At 72.2% G+C, this 19,331-nt stretch carries 10 protein-coding genes and 1 tRNA gene; 3 read left to right on the forward strand and 8 right to left on the reverse strand.

What is annotated here, in order from left to right; all coding sequences use genetic code 11:
• Positions 1 to 12: 12 nt before the first annotated feature.
• The 6 genes from OG439_RS25955 to OG439_RS25980 form a co-directional block, all read right to left on the reverse strand.
• Positions 13 to 648 (reverse strand): hypothetical protein, encoded by a 636-nt coding sequence (locus OG439_RS25955; RefSeq protein WP_326943448.1) that lies wholly within the window; start codon positions 646 to 648, stop codon positions 13 to 15.
• Positions 641 to 1,060, reverse strand: a complete 420-nt coding sequence (locus OG439_RS25960; protein ID WP_326943449.1) for an acyl-CoA thioesterase — start codon at positions 1,058 to 1,060, stop codon at positions 641 to 643. Before OG439_RS25960 ends, OG439_RS25955 begins: the two co-directional genes overlap by 8 nt.
• On the reverse strand, positions 1,057 to 6,048 hold the full coding sequence (locus OG439_RS25965; RefSeq protein ID WP_326943450.1) for an NAD-glutamate dehydrogenase: 4,992 nt from the start codon (positions 6,046 to 6,048) through the stop codon (positions 1,057 to 1,059). The genes OG439_RS25960 and OG439_RS25965 overlap by 4 nt, the downstream gene beginning before the upstream one ends.
• Positions 6,049 to 6,510: 462 nt before the next feature.
• Positions 6,511 to 9,183, reverse strand: a complete 2,673-nt coding sequence (locus OG439_RS25970) for a tetratricopeptide repeat protein (protein WP_326943451.1) — start codon at positions 9,181 to 9,183, stop codon at positions 6,511 to 6,513.
• A 16-nt stretch (positions 9,184 to 9,199) separates the two neighbouring features.
• Positions 9,200 to 10,876 (reverse strand): energy-dependent translational throttle protein EttA, encoded by a 1,677-nt coding sequence (gene ettA, locus OG439_RS25975; protein WP_247055465.1) that lies wholly within the window; start codon positions 10,874 to 10,876, stop codon positions 9,200 to 9,202.
• A gap of 124 nt (positions 10,877 to 11,000) precedes the next feature.
• On the reverse strand, positions 11,001 to 13,019 hold the full coding sequence (locus OG439_RS25980) for a cytochrome c oxidase assembly protein (protein ID WP_326943452.1): 2,019 nt from the start codon (positions 13,017 to 13,019) through the stop codon (positions 11,001 to 11,003).
• Positions 13,020 to 13,076: 57 nt separating this feature from the next.
• Between OG439_RS25980 and OG439_RS25985 the strand changes: the two genes are divergently transcribed.
• Positions 13,077 to 13,715: a phosphoglycerate mutase family protein gene (locus tag OG439_RS25985; RefSeq protein ID WP_326943453.1), complete on the forward strand. Its 639-nt coding sequence runs from the start codon at positions 13,077 to 13,079 to the stop codon at positions 13,713 to 13,715.
• Here the strand turns inward: OG439_RS25985 and OG439_RS25990 are convergent.
• Both OG439_RS25990 and OG439_RS25995 read right to left on the reverse strand, forming a co-directional pair.
• Entirely contained in the window at positions 13,689 to 14,879 is a 1,191-nt protein-coding gene (locus OG439_RS25990) for a sensor histidine kinase (protein ID WP_326943454.1), read from the reverse strand. The genes OG439_RS25985 and OG439_RS25990 overlap by 27 nt on opposite strands.
• Before the next feature lie 176 nt (positions 14,880 to 15,055).
• Positions 15,056 to 16,231 carry an MFS transporter gene (locus OG439_RS25995; RefSeq protein WP_326943455.1) on the reverse strand — a complete coding sequence of 392 codons (1,176 nt, stop codon included), beginning with the start codon at positions 16,229 to 16,231 and terminating at the stop codon, positions 15,056 to 15,058.
• Positions 16,232 to 16,621: 390 nt separating this feature from the next.
• Here OG439_RS25995 and OG439_RS26000 point away from each other — a divergent pair, with 390 nt between their 5' ends.
• The gene (locus OG439_RS26000; RefSeq protein ID WP_326943456.1) at positions 16,622 to 17,005 is read left to right on the forward strand and encodes a peptidase inhibitor family I36 protein; all 384 of its coding nucleotides are present in this window, start codon (positions 16,622 to 16,624) and stop codon (positions 17,003 to 17,005) included.
• Positions 17,006 to 18,085: 1,080 nt separating this feature from the next.
• Positions 18,086 to 18,162 (forward strand) — tRNA-Arg (locus OG439_RS26005).
• Positions 18,163 to 19,331: the final 1,169 nt, after the last annotated feature.

Consider the following 19,331-nt stretch of genomic DNA (forward strand, 5'->3'; position numbering starts at 1 on the left):
ATCCGTAAGGCTTCAGAACAGCAGCGGCAGCAGCGCGTGGCGGCGGCGCAGGATCGCGCCGTAGCGCGCGTCCAGGCGCAGCCACGAGTCCGTCGCCGTCACGCGGACGACGTCACCCTCGACGCCCGAGTCCACGAAACCCATGCCGGACAAGGCGAACAGGCAGCGCATCTGGACCTTGACCTCCTGCGCGCCACCGCTGACCGTGAGCACCGCCTGGTCCATCAGCGACGCCGGCGGGTTGCCGTGCGGGCCCGCGTTGTCGCGGGCCAGCGTGACGCCCCGGTCGGCCAGCTCCGCGACGACGTGCGCCGGGAGCTCGTCGACCAGCGGCCAGGGGCCGCGCGGCGGCAGCTCGCCGTGCCAGAGCAGGTCGCGGGCCGGGCCCGGGTCCATCCGCGGCGCGCCCGCCACCGTCAGTGCGGCGAGCAGCTCGTTGCCGGACACCGTGACGTCGCCGGGGGTGACGTCGCCGGCCACCGCGCGGGTCGCCAGGCACTCGAACGGCGTCGCCGTCCAGGCCTCGACCACGCCGTCGCCGCGCTGGCGCAGCCGGACGGCCGTCTGGCCGTCCAGCCGGACCGCGCGGGCGACGAACGCGCCGAGGGTCTCCCGGTCCGCCGCGTCCGGCACGAACAACTCAGGCATCCGCGAACCCCTGCTTCAGAAACTCCGACTCGGCCGGGGTGAGCCTACGCGGCCGCAACGCGACGGTGTCGTACGGCGCCAGCACCGTCTGCGCGGTGACCGCCACCGGGTCCGCCTCGGCCGGCCCGTTGTGCACCCGGTAGGCCAGCGTGAAGCTCGCCGCCTTCAGCTCGGCCAGGTCGATGTCGACGCGGAGCTCCTGCCCGGTCACCACGATCGGCGCCTTGTAGCCCACTTCGAGCTTGACCACGACGATGCCCTTCGGCAGCTGCTCGAGCCCGGCCGAGACGGCGCCCTCGAACAGCAGCGGGATACGGGCCTCTTCGAGCAGCGTCACCATCTTGGCGTGGTTGACGTGCCCGTAGACGTCCATGTCCGTCCAGCGCGGGCGGACCAGCGAAACGTAGGTCACCGCACCGTGCTCCGGATCTGGCGGGCCGCCACCGACAGCGTCGCCAGGTCGAGGCGGCCGGACTTGGTGATCTCGTCGAGCGCGACGCGCGCCCGCTGCAGCCGGGAGGCGTTGGTCTTCTCCCACTGCGCGATCTTGGCGTCCGCCGACGACCCGGGATCGCTGTGCCGCAACGCATCGAGCGTGATCGCCCGCAGCGAGCCGTAGACGTCGTCGCGCAGCGAGAGCCGGGCGAGGGCGTGCCAGCGGTTGCCGCGTTCGAGCGCGCTGATCTCGGTGAGCATCTTGTCGACGTCCAGGTGCGCCGACAGCGCGTAGTACAGCTCCGCCGTCTCGGCCGGGCTGTGCGTCGCGTCGACGCCGATCTGCTGCTCGGCGAGCTCCGCGACCTCGGTGACGTCGAGCAAGCCGAACGTGTGCAGCAGCAAGGCGATCCGGCGCGCCAGCTCGGCCGGCACGTGCCCGGCGGTCAGCTCCGCCACCTTCGCCTGCACCGACTCGGCTTCCCGGCCGCGCAGCAGGTCGCCGAGCTTCGGCACCAGCTCGTTGAGGACCCGCCCGAAGCGGTTGATCTCCGCCAGCGGCGCCAGCGGCTGCGGCCGGTTGGTGAGGAACCAGCGCGCGGCCCGGTCGAGCAGCCGCCGCGTCTCCAGGGTCATCTCGTCGGCGACGTCGGTGTGCACGACGTTGTCCAGCGCGTCGATCGCGCTCCACAGCGACGGGAGGTCGAACACCCGCGACACGACGGCGTACGCGCGCACCGCGTCGGTCGCCGTCGCGTTCATCTCCTCCATCAGCCGGTAGACGAACGAGATGCCGCCGCCGTCGACGACCTCGTTCGCGATCAGCGTGGTGATGATCTGGCGGCGCAGCGGGTGCTCGCCGATCGCCGGCGCGAACCGCTCGCGCAACGGCTTCGGGAAGTACTCCGGCAGCCGGCCGGCGAAGACCTGCGAGTCGGGCAGGTCGCTGGCCAGCAGCTCGTCCTTCAGCTCCAGCTTGACGTGCGCGAGCAGCGTCGCCAGCTCCGGCGAGGTGAGACCCTTGTCCGCCTTCTCCAGCTCGCGGAACTCCGAGTTGCTCGGCAGCGCCTCCAGCTTGCGGTCGAAGGCGCCCTCGGCGACCAGCGACGCGACGAGCCGCGCGTGCACCGAGACCATCGGCCCGGCGTGCGCCCGGCTGACGCCGAGCACCGCGTTCTGCCGGTAGTTGTCGGCCAGCACCAGCGCGCCGACCTCGTCGGTCATCTCCTCCAGCAGCGCGTTGCGCTGGGCCTGCTCGAGCTTCCCGGTCTGCACCAGGTGATCGAGCAGGATCTTGATGTTGACCTCGTGGTCGGAGCAGTCGACGCCGGCCGAGTTGTCCAGCGCGTCGGTGTTGATCTTGCCGCCCTCGCGGGCGAACTCGATCCGGCCGAGCTGGGTCAGGCCCAGGTTGCCGCCCTCGCCGAACACCTTGACGCGCAGCTGCTTGCCGTCGACGCGGATGGCGTCGTTGGCCTTGTCGCCGGCGTGGGCGTGGGTTTCGGTCTCCGCCTTGACGTAGGTGCCGATGCCGCCGTTCCAGAGCAGCTCCACGGGCGCCAGCAGGATGGCCTGGATCAGGTCCATCGGCGCCAGCGCGGTGACGCTCGCGTCGAGGCCGAGCGCCTCGCGCACCTGCGGGCTGACCGGGATCGACTTGGCCGAGCGGGAGTAGATGCCGCCGCCCTCGCTGATCAGCGAGCGGTCGTAGTCGTCCCACGAGCTGCGCGGCAGGTCGAACAGCCGGCGGCGCTCGGCGTAGGTCGCCGCCGCGTCCGGGATCGGGTCGAGGAAGACGTGCATGTGGTTGAACGCCGCGACCAGCCGGATGTGCTCGGACAGCAGCATGCCGTTGCCGAAGACGTCGCCCATCATGTCGCCGATGCCGACGACGGTGAAGTCCTCGGCCTGGGTGTCCTTGCCCAGCTCGCGGAAGTGCCGCTTGACGCTCTCCCAGGCGCCCTTCGCCGTGATGCCCATGGCCTTGTGGTCGTAGCCGACCGAGCCACCGGAGGCGAAGGCGTCCCCGAGCCAGAAGCCGTACTGCGCCGACATCTCGTTGGCGATGTCGGAGAACTTCGCGGTGCCCTTGTCCGCCGCGACGACCAGGTAGGAGTCGTCGGCGTCGTGCCGGACGACGCCCGGCGCGGGCACGGTCTTGCCCTCGACGCGGTTGTCGGTCAGGTCGAGCAGGCCGGAGATGAACATGCGGTAGCAGGCGATGCCCTCGTTGAGCTGGGCGTCGCGGTCGATGCCGGAGTCGCCGGTCGGGACCGGCGGGCGCTTCACGACGAAGCCGCCCTTCGCGCCGACCGGCACGATGACGGCGTTCTTGACCGCCTGCGCCTTGACCAGCCCGAGGATCTCGGTGCGGAAGTCCTCGCGCCGGTCCGACCAGCGCAGGCCGCCGCGCGCGACCTCGCCGAAGCGCAGGTGCACGCCTTCGACGCGCGGCGAGTACACGAAGATCTCGAAGCGCGGCCGCGGCTCGGGCAGGTCGGGCACGCCGCTCGGGTCGAGCTTGATCGCCAGGTACGGCCGGGGCGCGCCCTCGGCGTCGGTGACGTGGTAGCTCGTCCGCAGGGTGGCCCGGATGACGGCCATCAGCCGGCGCAGGATCCGGTCCTCGTCGAGGCTGGTGACCTCGTCGATCAGCGCGTTCAGCTCGCCGGCCAGGCCGTCGGTCGCGGCCTCGCGGTCGGCGTCCGAGAGGAACGGGTCGAACCGGACCTCGAACAGCCGCAGCAGCTTCGTGGCGACCTCGGTGTGGGACAGCAGCGTGTTCTGGATGTAGTCCTGGGAGAACGCGCTGCCGGCCTGGCGCAGGTACCGCGAGTACGCGCGCAGCACGGCGGCCTGGCGCCAGGTGAGCCCGCCGCGCAGGACGAGGCCGTTGAGGCCGTCGACCTCGGCGTCGCCGCGCCAGGCGGCCTCGAAGGCGTCCTGGAAGCGATCGCGCAGCTCGGCGACGGCGGCGTCGTCCGGCTGCTGGCCCAGCATCTTCTGGCTGATGCGCAGGCCGAAGTCGTAGATCCAGCACGGGCCGCCGTCTTCCCGGTGCAGCTCGTACGGCCGCTCGTCGACGACCTCGACGCCCATCGCCTGCAGCACCGGGAGGACCTTCGACAGCGTCACGCCCTCACCGCGCAGGAAGAGCTTGAACCGCCGCTCGCCGGGCTCGGCGTCGCCCGGCAGGTAGAACGACAGCGCGAGGTCGCCTTCGTCGGAGAGCGAGTCGAGGGCACGCAGGTCGGAGAGGGCCTCCTCGGCGGAGAAGTCCTCCTTGTAGCCCTCGGGGAAGACGCCGGCGTAGCGCTGGCCCTGCTCGGTCGCCGACTCTTCGCCGAGGACCCCGACCGCGACGCCGCCGTCCGAACGCTCCCGGCGCTCGTCGAGGACCGCCTCGACCATCCGGTCGTCCCAGCTGCGGACGGCGTCGTTGAGCCGGTCCTGGATCCGCGGGGTGTCCGGCTCCTGGCCGCGCGCGGGATCGGTGTGGACCATGAAGTGCACCTGCGCCAGCACGGTTTCCCCGATGCGGGCGCTGTATTCGAGCTGGGTGCCTTCGAGCTCTTCGAGCAGGACTTCCTGCATCGCGAGCCGCGAGCGCGTCGTGTAGCGGTCCTGCGGGAGGTAGACGAGGCACGAGTAGAAGCGGCCGTACGGGTCGCGGCGCAGGAACAGCCGCAGCCGGCGGCGGTCCGACAGCGTGATCGCGCCGGTCGTCGTGGAGTACAGCGAGTCGGTGTCGGCGGAGAACAGGTCCGCGCGCGGCCAGTTCTGCAGCACCTCGAGCATCCGCTGGCCGGAGAACGACTCCATCGGGAACCCGGCGCGGTGGATGACCTCGCGGACGCGGTCGCAGACCACCGGGATGTCGAGGACGTTCTCGTGCAGCGCGGTGGTGGTGAACATGCCGAGGAAGCGGTGTTCGCCGGTGACGGTGCCCTCGGCGTCGAAGGTCTTCACGCCGACGTAGTACGGGTAGACCGGCCGGTGCACGGTCGACGGCGCGCTCGCCTGGGTGAGCACCAGCAGCGACGGCGCGAGCGCGGTCGTCGAGCTGTCCGGGCCGGCGGTGAGGCCGCGCGCGGCCAGGCTGTCCTGGCGCAGCACGCCGAGGCCGGAGGCCAGGACCGCGCGCAGGGCCGGCTCGTCGGAGTCCGGGTGCGGGTTCTCGACCAGCTCGTAGCGGCGGTAACCGAGGAACGTGAAGTGGCCGTCGGCCAGCCAGCGCAGCAGGCGGGCGCCTTCGGCGACCTCGGCCTGGGGCAGCTGCGGCGGGTCGGTCTCCAGCTCGCCGGCGAGCTGGCAGGCCGTCTGGGCCATCTTCTCGGCGTCCTCGACGACCTCGCGGACGTCGCCCAGCACGCTGGAGAGCCGGTTGTCGAGCTCGCGGGCCCGGTGCGGGTCGGTGACGAAGTCGATCTCGATGTACATCCACGACTCGGCGGCCGAGTTCGCGGGCGGCTGCGCCGGGTCCGCGTCCGGGTGCACTTCCAGCAGCTCACCGGTCAGGTCGCGGGTGACGACGACGATCGGGTGGACGATCCGCTGCACCTGCACGCCGTCGCGGGCGAACTCGGCGGCGATCGAGTCGACCAGGTAGGGCATGTCGTCGGTGACGACCTGCACGACGGTGGCCTCGCGGGCCCAGCCGTCCTCGGCGACGGTCGGGTTCAGCAGCCGCACGGCGGGGCGGCCCGGCATCCGCTGCTGGGCCAGCTGCCGGTGCGAGCGGACCGCGCCGACCAGGTTGACCGGCTCGTCGCCGACGATCTCCTCGGCCGGGATGTGCCGGTAGTAGAGCCGGATGAGCTCGCCGATCTCCGGGGCCAGCCCGGCGGCGGCGTCGATCAGGTCGTCCCTGATCTGCTCCGGGCTGAGGGTGGAGCGCGCGGGACCGAACTCGGGTTCGGTGACGGCTCCGGTTCCGGGTGGGGACGAGACTCCGGTCGAGCTCATTCGAGGCAACTCTCCAAGATGCGTGGGTGACTCCGCGCCGGGTTCGGCGTTGAACGCCGGCCACCCCACACTAATCCGCCGGGCTGGAGGAACACACGAAGACCCGGAGCTTGCCGGGCGCCGGAAAACCCTTATGGGCCTGCGGATTCGCGTGATCGGTCAAGCTACTGACGGGTTGTGTTGCGGGCCTTCCCGCGGCGCTGACCAGCCGCGCGCACCGGCCGGTGCGCAGCGCGGTGGCTACATGATCGGTTCAGCAGACCCGCGCGACGGAGGGTCCCGAGCCGCTCGGCGAACGGTGACGGCCGGTCACCGACAGCGAAGTGCGACGCATCCCACTCTCCCGGGCCGCCGGCGAGTCGGCGACGAAAGACGGTGTCTCACCGAATGAACGGCGTTCGCCGATGCGGCCGACACGAACCCGGCGATGGGTGGCGGTGTTCGACGTCGGCGCGGAGCGGGTCAGTCGGACGAGCCGTGCCGGCGGGTGTCCGGGACTTCCGCGCCGTGGCCGTTGCGGCCGTGCCCGTTGCGACGGCCGCCGTTGTCCTCCGACCCCAGCTGCTTGACGAGCGCGGCGGCGCTGGCCGTGCCCGCCTGGTGCTCGGCGAGCGCGCGGGCCAGCAGGTCGGCGAGACCGGCGTCCGGCGGCGGCTCGTCCTCGGCGATGGCGCGCGCGTAGCTCTCCGGGAACGGCGCCGTCGCGGGCGTCCAGTGCCCGAAGTCCTCCATCGGCTCCAGCGACGGCGGCATCCGCAGCCGCGGCAGCCACGGCTCGGCGTCGTCGCTGTAGTCCTCGGGACGCGGTGCCGGCGCGAGGGCTTCCGGCCGCTTCGGTTCGGGCGCCGGCTCCGCACGGGGGCTTTCGGCGTCCTCGGCTCGGCGGCGGCCGCGGCCCCCGCCACCACCCGAAGCGGAGATCCCGAGCCGGTCCAGCACCGACTGCGAACCGTGCTCGGAGTCGTGCCGGGTCGAGGGCTGCGGCTCGCGCCGCACCGGTTCCCGCTCGGCCGCCGGTTCGGGCGCGAGCGGCAGGGCCGGCGTCACGCGCGTGGGTGCCGACTCCCGTTCGGCGGCGGTCTCCCGCAGCCGGGCCTCGGCGACGGCGGCCCAGGAGAACTTGGCCTTCCCGTTTCCGGCGGGCGCCTCGGCGGCGGGCTGCGGCGTCGCGTGGCCGTTGGACTCGGGCGCCTCGGCAGCGGGCTGCGGCGCCGAGTGGCCGTTGGACTCGGGCGCGGCCGACCGGCCGGATTCCGGTGCGGCACGGCGGCCGGACCGGAAGTCGGCCGACTCCGAGCCGAACTCCGGCTTCGACCGGACTTCGTCGTGCTCAGACTGGAAATCGGGCTGCGCCGGGCGGACCTCGACCGGCTCGGACCGGAACTCCGGCTTCGCCGAGCGCACCTCGATGGGATCCAGGCGCGGCTCGGACGCGGACCGCCGTTCGGCCCGGGACTGCGGCCGCGCTTCCACGGCCCGGTTCTCGCCCGTGCCCGCGCGCTGCCACGGCGGACGGGCCTCGCTCGGCTCCGGCCGCCGGCCGGGCTCGGCCGCGCGGGCTTCGCTCGGTTCCAGGCGCCGTTCCCGCGCCGGACGAACCTCGGCCGGCTCCGGACGCTCCCGTGTCTCGAGCTGGGGGGCACGCTCGGCCGAGCGGACCTCGATCGGTTCCGGCCGGGTCGCGGGCCGCTCCGGGCGACGCTCGACGACCACCGGCTCCGGCCGCGCGGGTTCGTCCCGCACCGCCGGCAGCAACGTCGTCTCGGCCGCGTCGGCGCTCGCCCGGGGCCGTTCGAACGACCACGCGGGCGCCGGCGTCCCGGATTCCGGCTCGCGGCTGCCGAAGGACCAAGCCGGAGCTTGCGGGGCGGGGGCAACAGGGGCAGCGGGGGCGACGGAGGCCGGGGCGGGCTCGGCGGCGACGACCGGGACCGGCCGCGACGGCACCGCCTTGAGCACCTCGTCGAGGTCGATCGACGCCGGTTCGCCGGTGCCGAACTCGCCGGCCAGGACGTTGCACGCCTGCCGCCGGGCTCGCGCGTACAGCTGCTCGGCCGCGCGCGAGCGGTAGAGGCACGCGATAGCTTCCTCGGCCTGGCCGAAGCGTTCGTGCAGCTGCGCCAGCTCCAGCCACAGCCGTGCGGTGACCGCGGACAGCCCGTGCCGGTCGGTGCTCGCGACGGCTTCGCGGACCAGCTCGATCGCGGCCTCGCCGGAGCCCGATGGCAGGTGGATCCGGGTCGCGACGGCCAGCCGCAGCCAGCTCGCGGGCGCGACGCCGGCGGCGCGCATGGGCTCGGCCAGCATCGGCTCGGCGATCTCGTAAGCCATTTCGCTGTCACCGCGGTCGAGCAGCGTGCCGACCAGCAGCAGGACGAGGCGGATCCGGACGAGCCCGCCGTCGTCGGAGGGGTTGTCGAGCTTCTCCAGGAAGCCCAGCCCGGTGCGGGCGGCGTCGGCCGCCGCGGTCAGGTCGCCGTGGCGGCGCCGGTGCGCGGCCGTGCCGACCCGCAGCAGCGCCCGCACCAGCAGCTGGGTGTCGGCGCCCAGCGAGTCGTCGCCCAGCACGAGCTTGTCGGCTTCGACGAGCACGCGGTCCAGCTCGGACTTCCGGCCGATCTGCGCGAGGCAGCCGACCAGGTGCGTGAGCGCGGCGGCGCGGTGCACCGGCGAGACGACGGGGTCGGTGAGCACCGGGCGCAGCGCCGACAGGCCGGTGAGCGGCACGCCCAGGCTGCGGGCGCAGACGGCGAGGTCGATGCGCAGCCGGGCGGCGATGTCGCCGTACCCGGCGTGCTCGGCCGCGCGCAACGCCGCGACCGCCCGCCCGACCGTGGCCGGCCGGTCGCCGAGCCGGACGCGCGCGGACACGACCAGGCTCTCGGCCCGGATCCACTGCTCGTCGGCCCCGGCGGCCTCGGCCAGCGCGGCCGCGCGTTCGCCGAGGACCAGAGCGAGCTCGGGCGCGCGCAGGTGCAGCGCGTCCGCCCGCTCGATGAGCCGGCCGACGGCGGAGAGGGTTCCCCCGGCATTGGCGGATCGCCCGCTCTCGGTGCCCGTCGACGCGCGTCCTCCGGCGGAGGTGGCGGTCGACGGCGCGAGCGGGCCCGTCAAGTGCTGCTTGCTGGCTTCCACGGGGAAACCCGCCCCCTCAGTCGCGGGTCAGCTTGCGGTGGGTGACACGGTGCGGGCGGGCCGCCTCGGCGCCCATCCGCTCCACCTTGTTCTTCTCGTACCCTTCGAAGTTGCCCTCGAACCAGAACCACTGCGCGGGGTTCTCGTCGGTGCCTTCCCAGGCCAGGATGTGCGTCGCGACCCGGTCGAGGAACCACCGGTCGTGCGAGATCACCACAGCGCAGCCGGGGAACTGCTCCAGCGCGTTCTCCAGCGAGCCCAGGGTCTCGACGTCCAGGTCGTTCGTCGGCTCGTCGAGCAGGATCAGGTTCCCGCCCTGCTTGAGGGTCAGCGCCAGGTTGAGCCGGTTGCGCTCACCACCGGAGAGCACCCCCGCCGGCTTCTGCTGGTCCGGGCCCTTGAAGCCGAACGCCGAGACGTACGCCCGCGACGGCATTTCGGTCTGGCCGACGTGGATGTAGTCCAGCTCGTCGGAGACGACCTGCCAGACGGTCTTCTTCGGGTCGATCCCGCCGCGGTTCTGGTCCACATAGGACAGTTTGACCGTCTCGCCGATCTTGACGATGCCGTCGTCCGGCTCCTCGAGCCCGACGATTGTCTTGAACAGCGTGGTCTTGCCGACGCCGTTCGGGCCGATCACGCCGACGATGCCGTTGCGCGGCAGGTCGAACGAGAGGCCGTCGATGAGGACGCGCTCGTCGAAGCCCTTCTTGAGCTTGTCGACCTCGACCACGACGCTGCCGAGCCGGGGGCCCGGCGGGATCTGGATCTCTTCGAAGTCGAGCTTGCGGTGCTTGTCCGCCTCCGCCGCCATCTCCTCGTAGCGGTCGAGCCGCGACCGGGACTTGGTCTGGCGCGCCTTGGCGTTCGACCGGACCCACTCCAGCTCGGTCTTCAGGCGCTTCGCGAGCTTCATGTCCTTCTTGCCCTGGACCGCGAGGCGTTCCTGCTTCTTCTCCAGGTACGTCGAGTAGTTGCCCTCGTACCCGACGACGCGGCCGCGGTCGATCTCCATGATCCACTCGGCCACGTTGTCCAGGAAGTACCGGTCGTGGGTGACGGCGAGGACGGCGCCGGCGTAGCGGGAGAGGAACTGCTCCAGCCACAGGACACTCTCGGCGTCCAGGTGGTTGGTGGGCTCGTCGAGCAGCAGCAGGTCTGGCGCCGACAGCAGCAGCTTGCACAGCGCGACGCGGCGGCGCTCACCACCGGACAGGTGGGTGACGGCCTCCTCGGGCGGGGGGCAGCGCAGCGCGTCCATCGCCTGCTCGACGGTCGAGTCGAGCTCCCAGGCGTCGGCGTGGTCCAGCTCCTCTTGGAGCTGGCCCATCTCCTCCATCAGCTCTTCGGTGTACTCGGTCTCCATCAGCGTGAGGACCTCGTTGTACCGGTCGAGCTTGACCTTGATCTCGCCGAGGCCCTCTTCGACGTTCCCGCGGACCGTCTTCTCCTCGTTGAGCTCCGGCTCCTGCATCAGGATGCCGACGCTCGACCCGGGATGGATGAACGCCTCGCCGTTGCTGGCCTGCTCGATCCCCGCCATGATCTTGAGAACGGTGGACTTACCGGCACCGTTCGGCCCGACCACGCCGATCTTGGCGCCGGGGTAGAACGCGGTGCTGACGTCGTCGAGGATGACCTTGTCCCCGACGGTCTTGCGCACCTTCTTCATGGTGTAGATGAACTCGGCCATACGCACGATCGTAGAGCGCACCTGATCGCGACCTGACGCCGGTCACCGTCGGGCTACCGAAAGTCAGCCGCGGATCACCGGAACGGCCGATCGCCGGAGTCTCAAGCTCAACCGGAAGTCGAGACTATTCGGCGCGCTTCCCGTCGGCCATGTTCTTCAGCATCGCGTTGTAGGCGTTGAGTTCCTCGTCGCCGGTCACCGCTTCGCGCCGGTCGCGCCGCTTCGCCTCGCGCTCGTCCTGACGCGCCCACTGCACCAGCAGCGCGATCAGCACCAGCAGCACCGGGATCTCGCCGGCCGCCCACGCGATGCCGCCGCCGAGCCGCTGGTCGGTCAGCAGGTCGGAGACCCACGGCAGGTGCAGCTGGCTGTAGAACGCCTGCCCGATCACGGTCTGCTTGCTCATCAGGATCACGCCGAAGAACGCGTGGAACGGCATCGCGGCGAACATCATCCCGAGCCTTGCGAGGTACGGCAGCCGCCGCGGCGCCGGGTCGACGCCGATCACCGGCCAGTAGAAGACGTACCCGGCGAGCAGGAAGTGCGCGTTCATCACCAGGTGCGCCCAGTGGTAGCTCAGCGCGTTGTCGAACAGCCCCGAGAAGTACAGCGCGTAGAACGAGCCGACGAACAGCGCCAGCGCGACCACCGGGTGGGTCAGGAACCGCGACACCGGGGAGTGCACGAAGGCGACGAGCCACTCGCGCGGCCCCGGCGGGTCGTCCTTGCCCGCGGCGGGCAGCGCGCGCAGCGCGAGCGTCACCGGGCCACCCAGCACGAACAGCACCGGCGTCACCATCGAGAGCAGCATGTGGCTGCCCATGTGGACGCTGAACATCGCGGGCGAGTAGCGGCCGATGCCCGACGACGTCGCGATCAGCAGCACCACGCAGCCGGCGATCCAGGCGACCGTGCGGCCGACCGGCCAGGTGTCGCCGCGGCGCAGCAGCCGCCGGACGCCGGCCAGGTACAGCACGCCGAAGACGAGGGCCGCGGTGCCGTAGACGAGGTCGAAGCGGGTGTCGAAGAGCAGCCGCCACAGCGTCGGCTCGCCGTCGAGGTTGTAGCCGATCAGCAGCTCGGTCGTCGACGGCTGGGTGACCGCGTCGGCCGGGGGCGGCGTCCTGGCGAGCCCGCTGGCGATGCCGAGCGTGACGAACATGATGAGGATCTCGACCGCGGCCAGGCGCAGCAGCTGCCCGCCGCCCCTGCCGTCGACGAGGTCCGCGACGCCCTTGCGGCGCTGCTGGTGGCCGAAGACGCCGAGCAGCAGCAGGGCCACCGTCTTGGCGACGACCAGGAGGCCGTAGTCGGTGGTGAACAGGTCGTTCAGGCCGATCCGGACCAGCGCGTTGATCACGCCGGAGATCGCCATCACGATCCAGCAGACCAGCGCCAGCCGCGAGAACCGCTGCGCGGCCAGGCTCAAGTGCGCCCCGCGCCGGTAGCCCAGCGCCAGCAGCGCGATCAGCCCGCCGACCCACAGCGACGCGGCGACCAGGTGGAACAGCAGGCTGTTGGTGGCGACGTCGTGCGAGCCGCCGCTGGCCGAGTGGCCGGTGACGGCGACCGGCACCAGCCCGCCGACGGCCAGGAAGAACAGCACCGCCGTCCAGCCCCAGGACAGCGCGAGCCGGCAGCCGAGCGCGACGAGCACGGCGATCAGCGCCGTCCACAGCCACGCCTTGGGCTGCTCGATGGCGCCGACGAGGTCGAGCAGCGTCTGCGGGTCCAGGACGTCGCCGAACGGCTTCCCGGCGGTGTCGGCGGCGGTGAAGGCGACCGAGAGCAGCGCCGCGGCGAACCACACCCAGGCGGCGATCCCGGCGGCGCGCAGCGCGCCGTAGCCCTCGGGACCGAGCGTGCCGGACTTCTGCGGCGGCACCAGGAACGCCGCCAGCAGCAGCGAACCGACGCAGATCACGGACGCGGCCTCGGACAGCACGCGCACGACGGTGATGCCGTACTTGGTGACCAGCCCGGGGTCCGGCAGGCCCGCGATGACGTAACCGGCACCGCCGGTCAGCGCGATCAGCCCGACGGCGACGACGGCCGCCAGCAGCACGCCGACCGAGAGCAGGGGCAGCACACTGGCCCGGCGACGCGGGGGCACGCCGGATTTCGTCACGGGCTCGCTGGACACGTCCCAGAGGGTATGCCCAGCCGCGGTGACGTCCGTGTGACGGGCAGGATGGAGTGCGTGAAGATGATCCTGCTGCGGCACGCCGAGTCGCTCGGCAACGTCGACGAGCGCGCCTACACGCGGATCCCCGACCACGCCCTGCCGCTGACCGACGCGGGCCGCGCGCAGGCCGCCGCGGTGGCGCCGGAGATCGCCCGGCTGCTCGGCGACGCGCGGCCCGCGGTGTACGTCAGCCCCTACCTGCGCACGCGGGAGACGTTGCGGCTGCTGGACATCGAGGCCTCGTGCGACCGGCTGCTGCAGGAGCCGCGGCTGCGCGAGCAGGACTGGGGCAACCTCCAGGACCCGGCCGACCAGGAGGTCCAGAAGGCGCGGCGCAACGAGTTCGGGCACTTCTACTACCGGCTGCCCTTCGGCGAGTCCGGCGCCGACGTCGACGACCGCGTCGCGGGGTTCCTCTCGGACCTGCAGCGGCGCGACGAACGTCACCCGGAGACGGTGCTGATCGTCTCGCACGGCCTCACGCTGCGGCTGCTGTGCCGCCGGTTGTTCGGCTGGAGCGTCGAACTCTTCGAATCGCTGTCCAACCCCGGGACCTGCGAATACCGCGTGCTCGAGGAGCACGACGGGAAGTGGACGCTGGACCGGCCGTTCGGCCAGTGGCGGGACTCACCCGACGGGGAAACGCAGCTCTAGCGGGGCGCTCAGCACGACGCGGGTGCCCTGGCCCGGCGCCGAGTCGATCCGGGCCGCGCCGCCGATCTCGGCGAGCCGCGCGTGGATCGAGTTCTCGATGCCGAACCCGGCACGGCGGGCGCCGAGGTCGAAGCCCGTGCCGTGATCGCGCACGGACACCGTCACGACGCCTCCGGTCTCTTCGAGGCACAACACGGCTCGAGGCGTCCTTGCGTGCTTCAAGGTGTTTCGCAGGGCTTCGCGGGCGGCGTCGTGAAGCGCGTTGACGAGGCTTTCGGGGACGTCAGTGACCTTCGCGAGCACCACGAGGTCGACCCGCAGCCCCTCGGCCGTCATCTCGACCGCCAGCGCGCCGAGCCGGTGCTCCAGGCCACCCGGCTCGGCCGGCGCGTCGCCTTCGAGGCTCAGCCGCAGGCGCAGGGCGTGCGCGCGGGCGGTGCGCCGGACCTGGTCGAGGCTGGCGCCCGGGTCGCGCAGGTCGCCGGGCGAGGGCAGCGCGAGGGCCTCCATCACCTGCAGCACGGTGTCGTGGACGTCGCGGCGGTGCCGTTCGCGTTCGGCGGCCCGGCCGCGCTGCTCGCCCAGCCCGAGCGCGAACCGCATCGAGCCGGCGACCAGCACCACGATGGCCAGCGACGTCGCCGCCGCGGCGACCAGCGCGAGCAGGATCCACGTCGCGGGCGCCGCCGTGCCGGACAGCGCGGCCAGCACGTACCGCAGGAGCACCGCCGCGGCGATCGCGGCGCCACCGGCGAGCGCGCCGCGCAGGAGCGTCCAGATCATGACCGTGCCCATGATGTTCGGCCAGGTCAGGGTCAGGAGGTCGGCGAAGGACGGGTGCGCCGCGAACAAGGCCGCGGCCACGCTCGTGACCACCGTGTACGTGGTGTCGGCAGCCAGGACCGGCCGGATGCCGGTGGTGCGGCGGAAGACCCAGGCGATCTCGAGGAGGTTCGGCACCAGGTAGCCGGCCACCCCGAACCAGAGCACGGGCGTGGTGACGGTATCCGCGGCCCACACCACCTGCACGAACAGCGCCAGCCGGAACACGACCGGGATCAGCACGAGCCGCGGCACGGCGCCCTGGACCAGCGAAAGCCCAGGCCCTAAGCGCCCGCTCACGCCGGCGAGCGCCCCCGCGCCGCCGAGCAGTACAACCCTCACGACGTCCCTCCCGCGACCGAGGCCCCTACCCCGATCAGCCGAACTGAAATGAAAACGTCGCCGTATTCATTTCAGTTTACCGACGGGGCTCAGCTTGCCTCTCCCACCGCGAGCCTGTCAACGCCCGGGGCGTGGCTGAAACCCGGTTGGCGGCACGGATTTCGCATCGGGAACGGCTAGCGGCCGACGATCGCGGCCGCGTCCTCGCGCCGTCGCGACCGGCGGGCGGCCAGCGCGGCGGGCAGGATCAGGGCCGCCACGAGCGCGACGAACACGAAGGCCACGCTGTAGTCGCTCACCTGCGCGATGCCGCCGATGACCGGCGGACCGCCGAGGAAACCGGTGTAGGCGATGGCCGTGACGAAGCCGATCTCACGCTCGCCGCCGGTGCCGTCCCCGCGCTTCCCGGCGTCACCCGCGAGGCTCAGCGCGAGCGGGAACGACGCGGCGAGCCCGGCCCCGGCGAGCGCGAACCCGACGTAACCGGCCGCGGCGACGGGCACGGTGGCCGTCGCGAGCAGCCCGAGAGCGGCGAGCGCGGACCCCGCGACGAGGCAGCGCGTCGGGCCGAAGCGGCGTTGCGCCCACGTCCCCGCGAGCCGGGACAGGGCCATGACCAGCTGGAACCCGGCGAACGCCAGCGCCGCGGCCCCCTGGCCGACCCCGCGTTCGGCCGTCATCAGCAACGCGGACCAGTCCGACGACGCGCCCTCGGCGATGGCCGAGCACAACGCGACCGCGGCGAGCAGCCACAGCACCGGACGCCGGATGGGCGCCCGGCCCGGTGCGGCGTCTTTCGCCTGCTCGGGCCGGCTGCCGGGAACCGCGCGGACCACGACCAGCAGCACCAGGACGGCCACGATCGCGGCGACGGTCAGGTGCCGCGCCGGCGACCAGCCGTGCCCGGCGGCGAGGCCCGCGGCCAGCGACCCGGCGAGCGCGCCGAAGCTGAACCCGGCGTGGAACACGGGCATGATCGCCACGCCGACGCGCCGTTCGACGGCGACCGCGGCCACGTTCATCGCGACGTCGAGCAGCCCGACGCTGACCCCGATCACGAGCAGCGCACCGGCCAGCAGGGGCACGTCCGGCGCGAACCCGATCAGCACCAGCGAGCCGGCGGCGAGCACGGTGCTCCCGGCGACGACCGCCCGGGCCCCGACCCGTTCGACAAGCCGCCCGGCAACCGACGCGGCGGCGAGCATGCCGACACTGGCGCCCAGCAGCGCGAGCCCGAAAACCCCTGGTGAGGCGTGCACGTGCGCGGACAGGGCGGGCGTGCGAGAGGCCCAGGAGCCCAGGGCAAGCCCGTTGAGCGCGAACACGGTGAACACCGCGACCCGATCCCGCATCGGACCCCCTTCTGGCCTCAGCTCTTTCCTCAGCGTGACTGAATCGCCTCGGTGACGCTGAGGCAAGGAGGACTGCGCCGAGGACCGGCCGCTGCTGTCCGACGCTCCCCGCGCCGTCCGGGGGTCTCGCGCGCCACGGTGTCAAACGCCTGCAACCTGGGCGGCCCCGCCGAAATGCCGGTGGAGCTGGTGATCCGCACCGGCACAGCGCGCGCCTAGCACTGCCACGCCTGTTGATCAAGACCATTCGCAGATCTGTGGACAACCATTCTCGTTTCCGTCCGTTGTCCACAGATTCGAAAGTGCGTACTGACAACTCCCCGCAAACCCGCCAACCTGGAATCACACATTCACCGCGGCCCACCGGCCGCACTCCCGAGGGGATCCACGATGTCTTCACGCCGCCTCCGCGCCCGCCTGCCGCACCTGCTGCTCCTGGCCACGGTCGGCCTCCTGACCAGCGCAGGAGTCGCCCAGGCCGCCCCGTCCCAGCCGGACCCGGTCTGCAAGAAGGGCGAATTCTGCATCTGGTCGGCCGACCACTATTCGGGTGACGCCCAGCGTTTCGACCTGCGCACCGCGAATCCGGAGGACTGCATTCCCCTGCCCGAGGGATTCGACGGATCGTCGTTCGTCAACCTGATGAGCCGCGACGTCACGGTCTACCAGAGCGAGGAATGCACAACAGAGGGCGACTTCATCACCTACCCGGGTGCGGGAACGTACGTCCCGAACGCCCCGTTCGTGGTCCGCGCGATCAAGATCTGGGAGTAGCCCGCACCGCCTCTTCGGACCGCGGTCCACGCAGCCGACCACCGAGCCCGGCAACCAGCCCGCGCTCAGCACCAGAGACGGCGGCCCTCGACCGCGGCCCACGCGACCAGCCGGCCGGACCGGACTCCACGCGATCGGGCGAAAGCCCGGCGTGTGCCCGTGACCAAGACTCAGCCGATCCGACCGCAGCACCAGACAGGACCGCACCTCGCGCGATCTTCTCAGCGCCTGGTCCGCGCCCAAGGCCAAGCCGACCGCGGGCCAGGGCCGGGGCCGGGGCCGGGGCCGGGGCCGGGGCGCATCAAACCGTCCAGCCGTGGCCGCCCGGCCACGAACTGGCGCTTCCAAGCGAAGCCACCGAACGTGGTCCTCTGCGACCACCTGCTGCTCCCGAGCCGTCTCGCGCGACCTCAGGAGCGGCAATCCCCGACCAGGGCCCGGCAGACCGCCAGCTCCATGGAGCGAGCCGGCTCGCCAGGCGACAGCCGAGCCCCGGGGGGCCGCTTGCCCCGAAGCGGCCCCGCCCGTGGGCGCGCCCAGCGGCAGGGCGCGCCCACGGGCCCACCACCCAGGCGCCGCACACACCCAGCGCCAAGGCCCTGGCGCACCACCAGTCGTCCACAAGCCCCGGCCACCAGCGGCGAGCAAGCCCGCAACCATCACCTACCGGTGACCACACCCGACTCACGGCGCCAGGCCGATCGCCCGCGCCGCCAGCCTGACAGTCCGAAGCACCTCCACCAGCCAACTCCCGCGCGTCACCGGCAGTCCGCGCGCCGCTCCTCGAAAGGGTCGAACACCATGCCCCGCCACACCCTCCCGGCCCCACGGCCGGGACCTCACCCGACCGGGTGGAACCCGCGGATCCTCGACCACCGCGCGGAAAGGTCCGCACCACTTTCGCGCACCGGTCCGCGACCTCGGGACGCCGCACCGCTTTGACCTCGACGCCGCCGAACTCCGAAATTCCGTCGAACGAGACCTGAAACGATTCGCCGGTGTCGAACGATCGAGAGGATGGCGACGACTAAGCTGCCGATGCCGGGCGACCGGCACGGTCGGCGCGGTCCGTCGGCGCGGGCCCTCGTAGCTCAGCTGGATAGAGCAAGAGCCTTCTAATCTCTAGGTCGCAGGTTCGAGTCCTGCCGGGGGCGCCACCAGGGAAGACGTCGTGCGCGAGCGCGCACGACGTCCACCGCGCGAGTGATCGGCCCCACACCGCCCCCTTCTCGGCCGTACTCCCACTGTGGACGGTCACCGTTTTCGTTCCCGGTTGCCTGAGCCCGGAAGTCGCACCGCGTGTGCGTCCAGGTGGCCCAACGCTCTCCGGCCGAACCCATCCGAGACAACCTTGTTACCTGACCGGTTCGGTGGCTGCTCGCGCCCTTCCGCAGCCGAACCGTCACGCCGAGCGATCAGGCCAACGCCCGCTGAGCAAGCCGATCGAGCGAAACGCAGAAAGGAAGACGCCCACGGTGAACCAGGAATCACCAGGCGGCCGCCACCGCCGGCGAAGGGAGAACGCCATCACACGCACAGCCTTCGACGAAGCCCGCCGAGCAGGCTTGGTCCGACGCCACCTGACGAAGCTCCGATACCTGGCCGAACGCACCCCGCCCACCGCCGAACCCGACCCCCGAACGCCCGAGCAGGCAACGGAGGACCCGCACTCCACATCGGACGCCGCCTGACACTGCCCGGCAGCCACTGGCCCATCCGGGCCCGCCCTGCCACTGGGCCACGCCCCGGGTGGCAGCTCCGGGCAGGCGGCCCGACAGGTCGGGAAGAGGACTCGACCACCGGAGCCGGTGGCCACGTCTACCGCTCGCACTGGGGCCGCCGGCCAGAGCCTGCCGAGGGCTGCGCAGTCAAGTCGGGACAGCTTGCCGCACGCGGCAGGCGAGCGCGAAGCGGTCAAGCCCGACAGCGCTCCCCTGGCGCGGCGGGCGAGCGCGGTGCGGTCAACCAGCAGGCTTCCCCGGTGCTGGAGGCGAGCGCAGTGCGGTCAACCAGCAAGCTTTCCCGGCGCGGCAGGCGAGCGCGATACGGTCGAGTCCAGCAGGCGTCCCGGCGCGGCCGACGAGCGCGAAGCGGTCAAGCCCAGCAGGCCTTCCCGGCGCGACGAGCGACCGTGATGCGGTCAAGCCGCCTGGCAGGCCTCCCTAGCGCGGCCGACGAGCACGAAGCGCTCAGGTCCAGCAGCTATCCCCGGCGCGGCAGGCGAGCGTGATGCGGTGAAGTCCAACAGGCTTCCCCAGCACCACAGGCGAGCGAGATGCGGTCAAGGCCGGCAACTTTCTCCGGCGCGGCAGGCAAGCGTGCGCAG

It is taken from the genome of Amycolatopsis sp. NBC_01307, from assembly GCF_035975215.1.
In the GTDB taxonomy this organism is placed as follows: domain Bacteria; phylum Actinomycetota; class Actinomycetes; order Mycobacteriales; family Pseudonocardiaceae; genus Amycolatopsis.

Coding starts and splice junctions, on each gene's coding strand:
- OG439_RS25955 (WP_326943448.1), bottom strand. CDS start 648: ATGCCTGAGTTGTTCGTGCCGGACGCGGCGGACCGGGAGACCCTCGGC.
- OG439_RS25965 (WP_326943450.1), bottom strand. CDS start 6,048: ATGAGCTCGACCGGAGTCTCGTCCCCACCCGGAACCGGAGCCGTCACC.
- ettA (WP_247055465.1), bottom strand. CDS start 10,876: ATGGCCGAGTTCATCTACACCATGAAGAAGGTGCGCAAGACCGTCGGG.
- OG439_RS25995 (WP_326943455.1), bottom strand. CDS start 16,231: ATGCGGGATCGGGTCGCGGTGTTCACCGTGTTCGCGCTCAACGGGCTT.
- OG439_RS26000 (WP_326943456.1), top strand. CDS start 16,622: ATGTCTTCACGCCGCCTCCGCGCCCGCCTGCCGCACCTGCTGCTCCTG.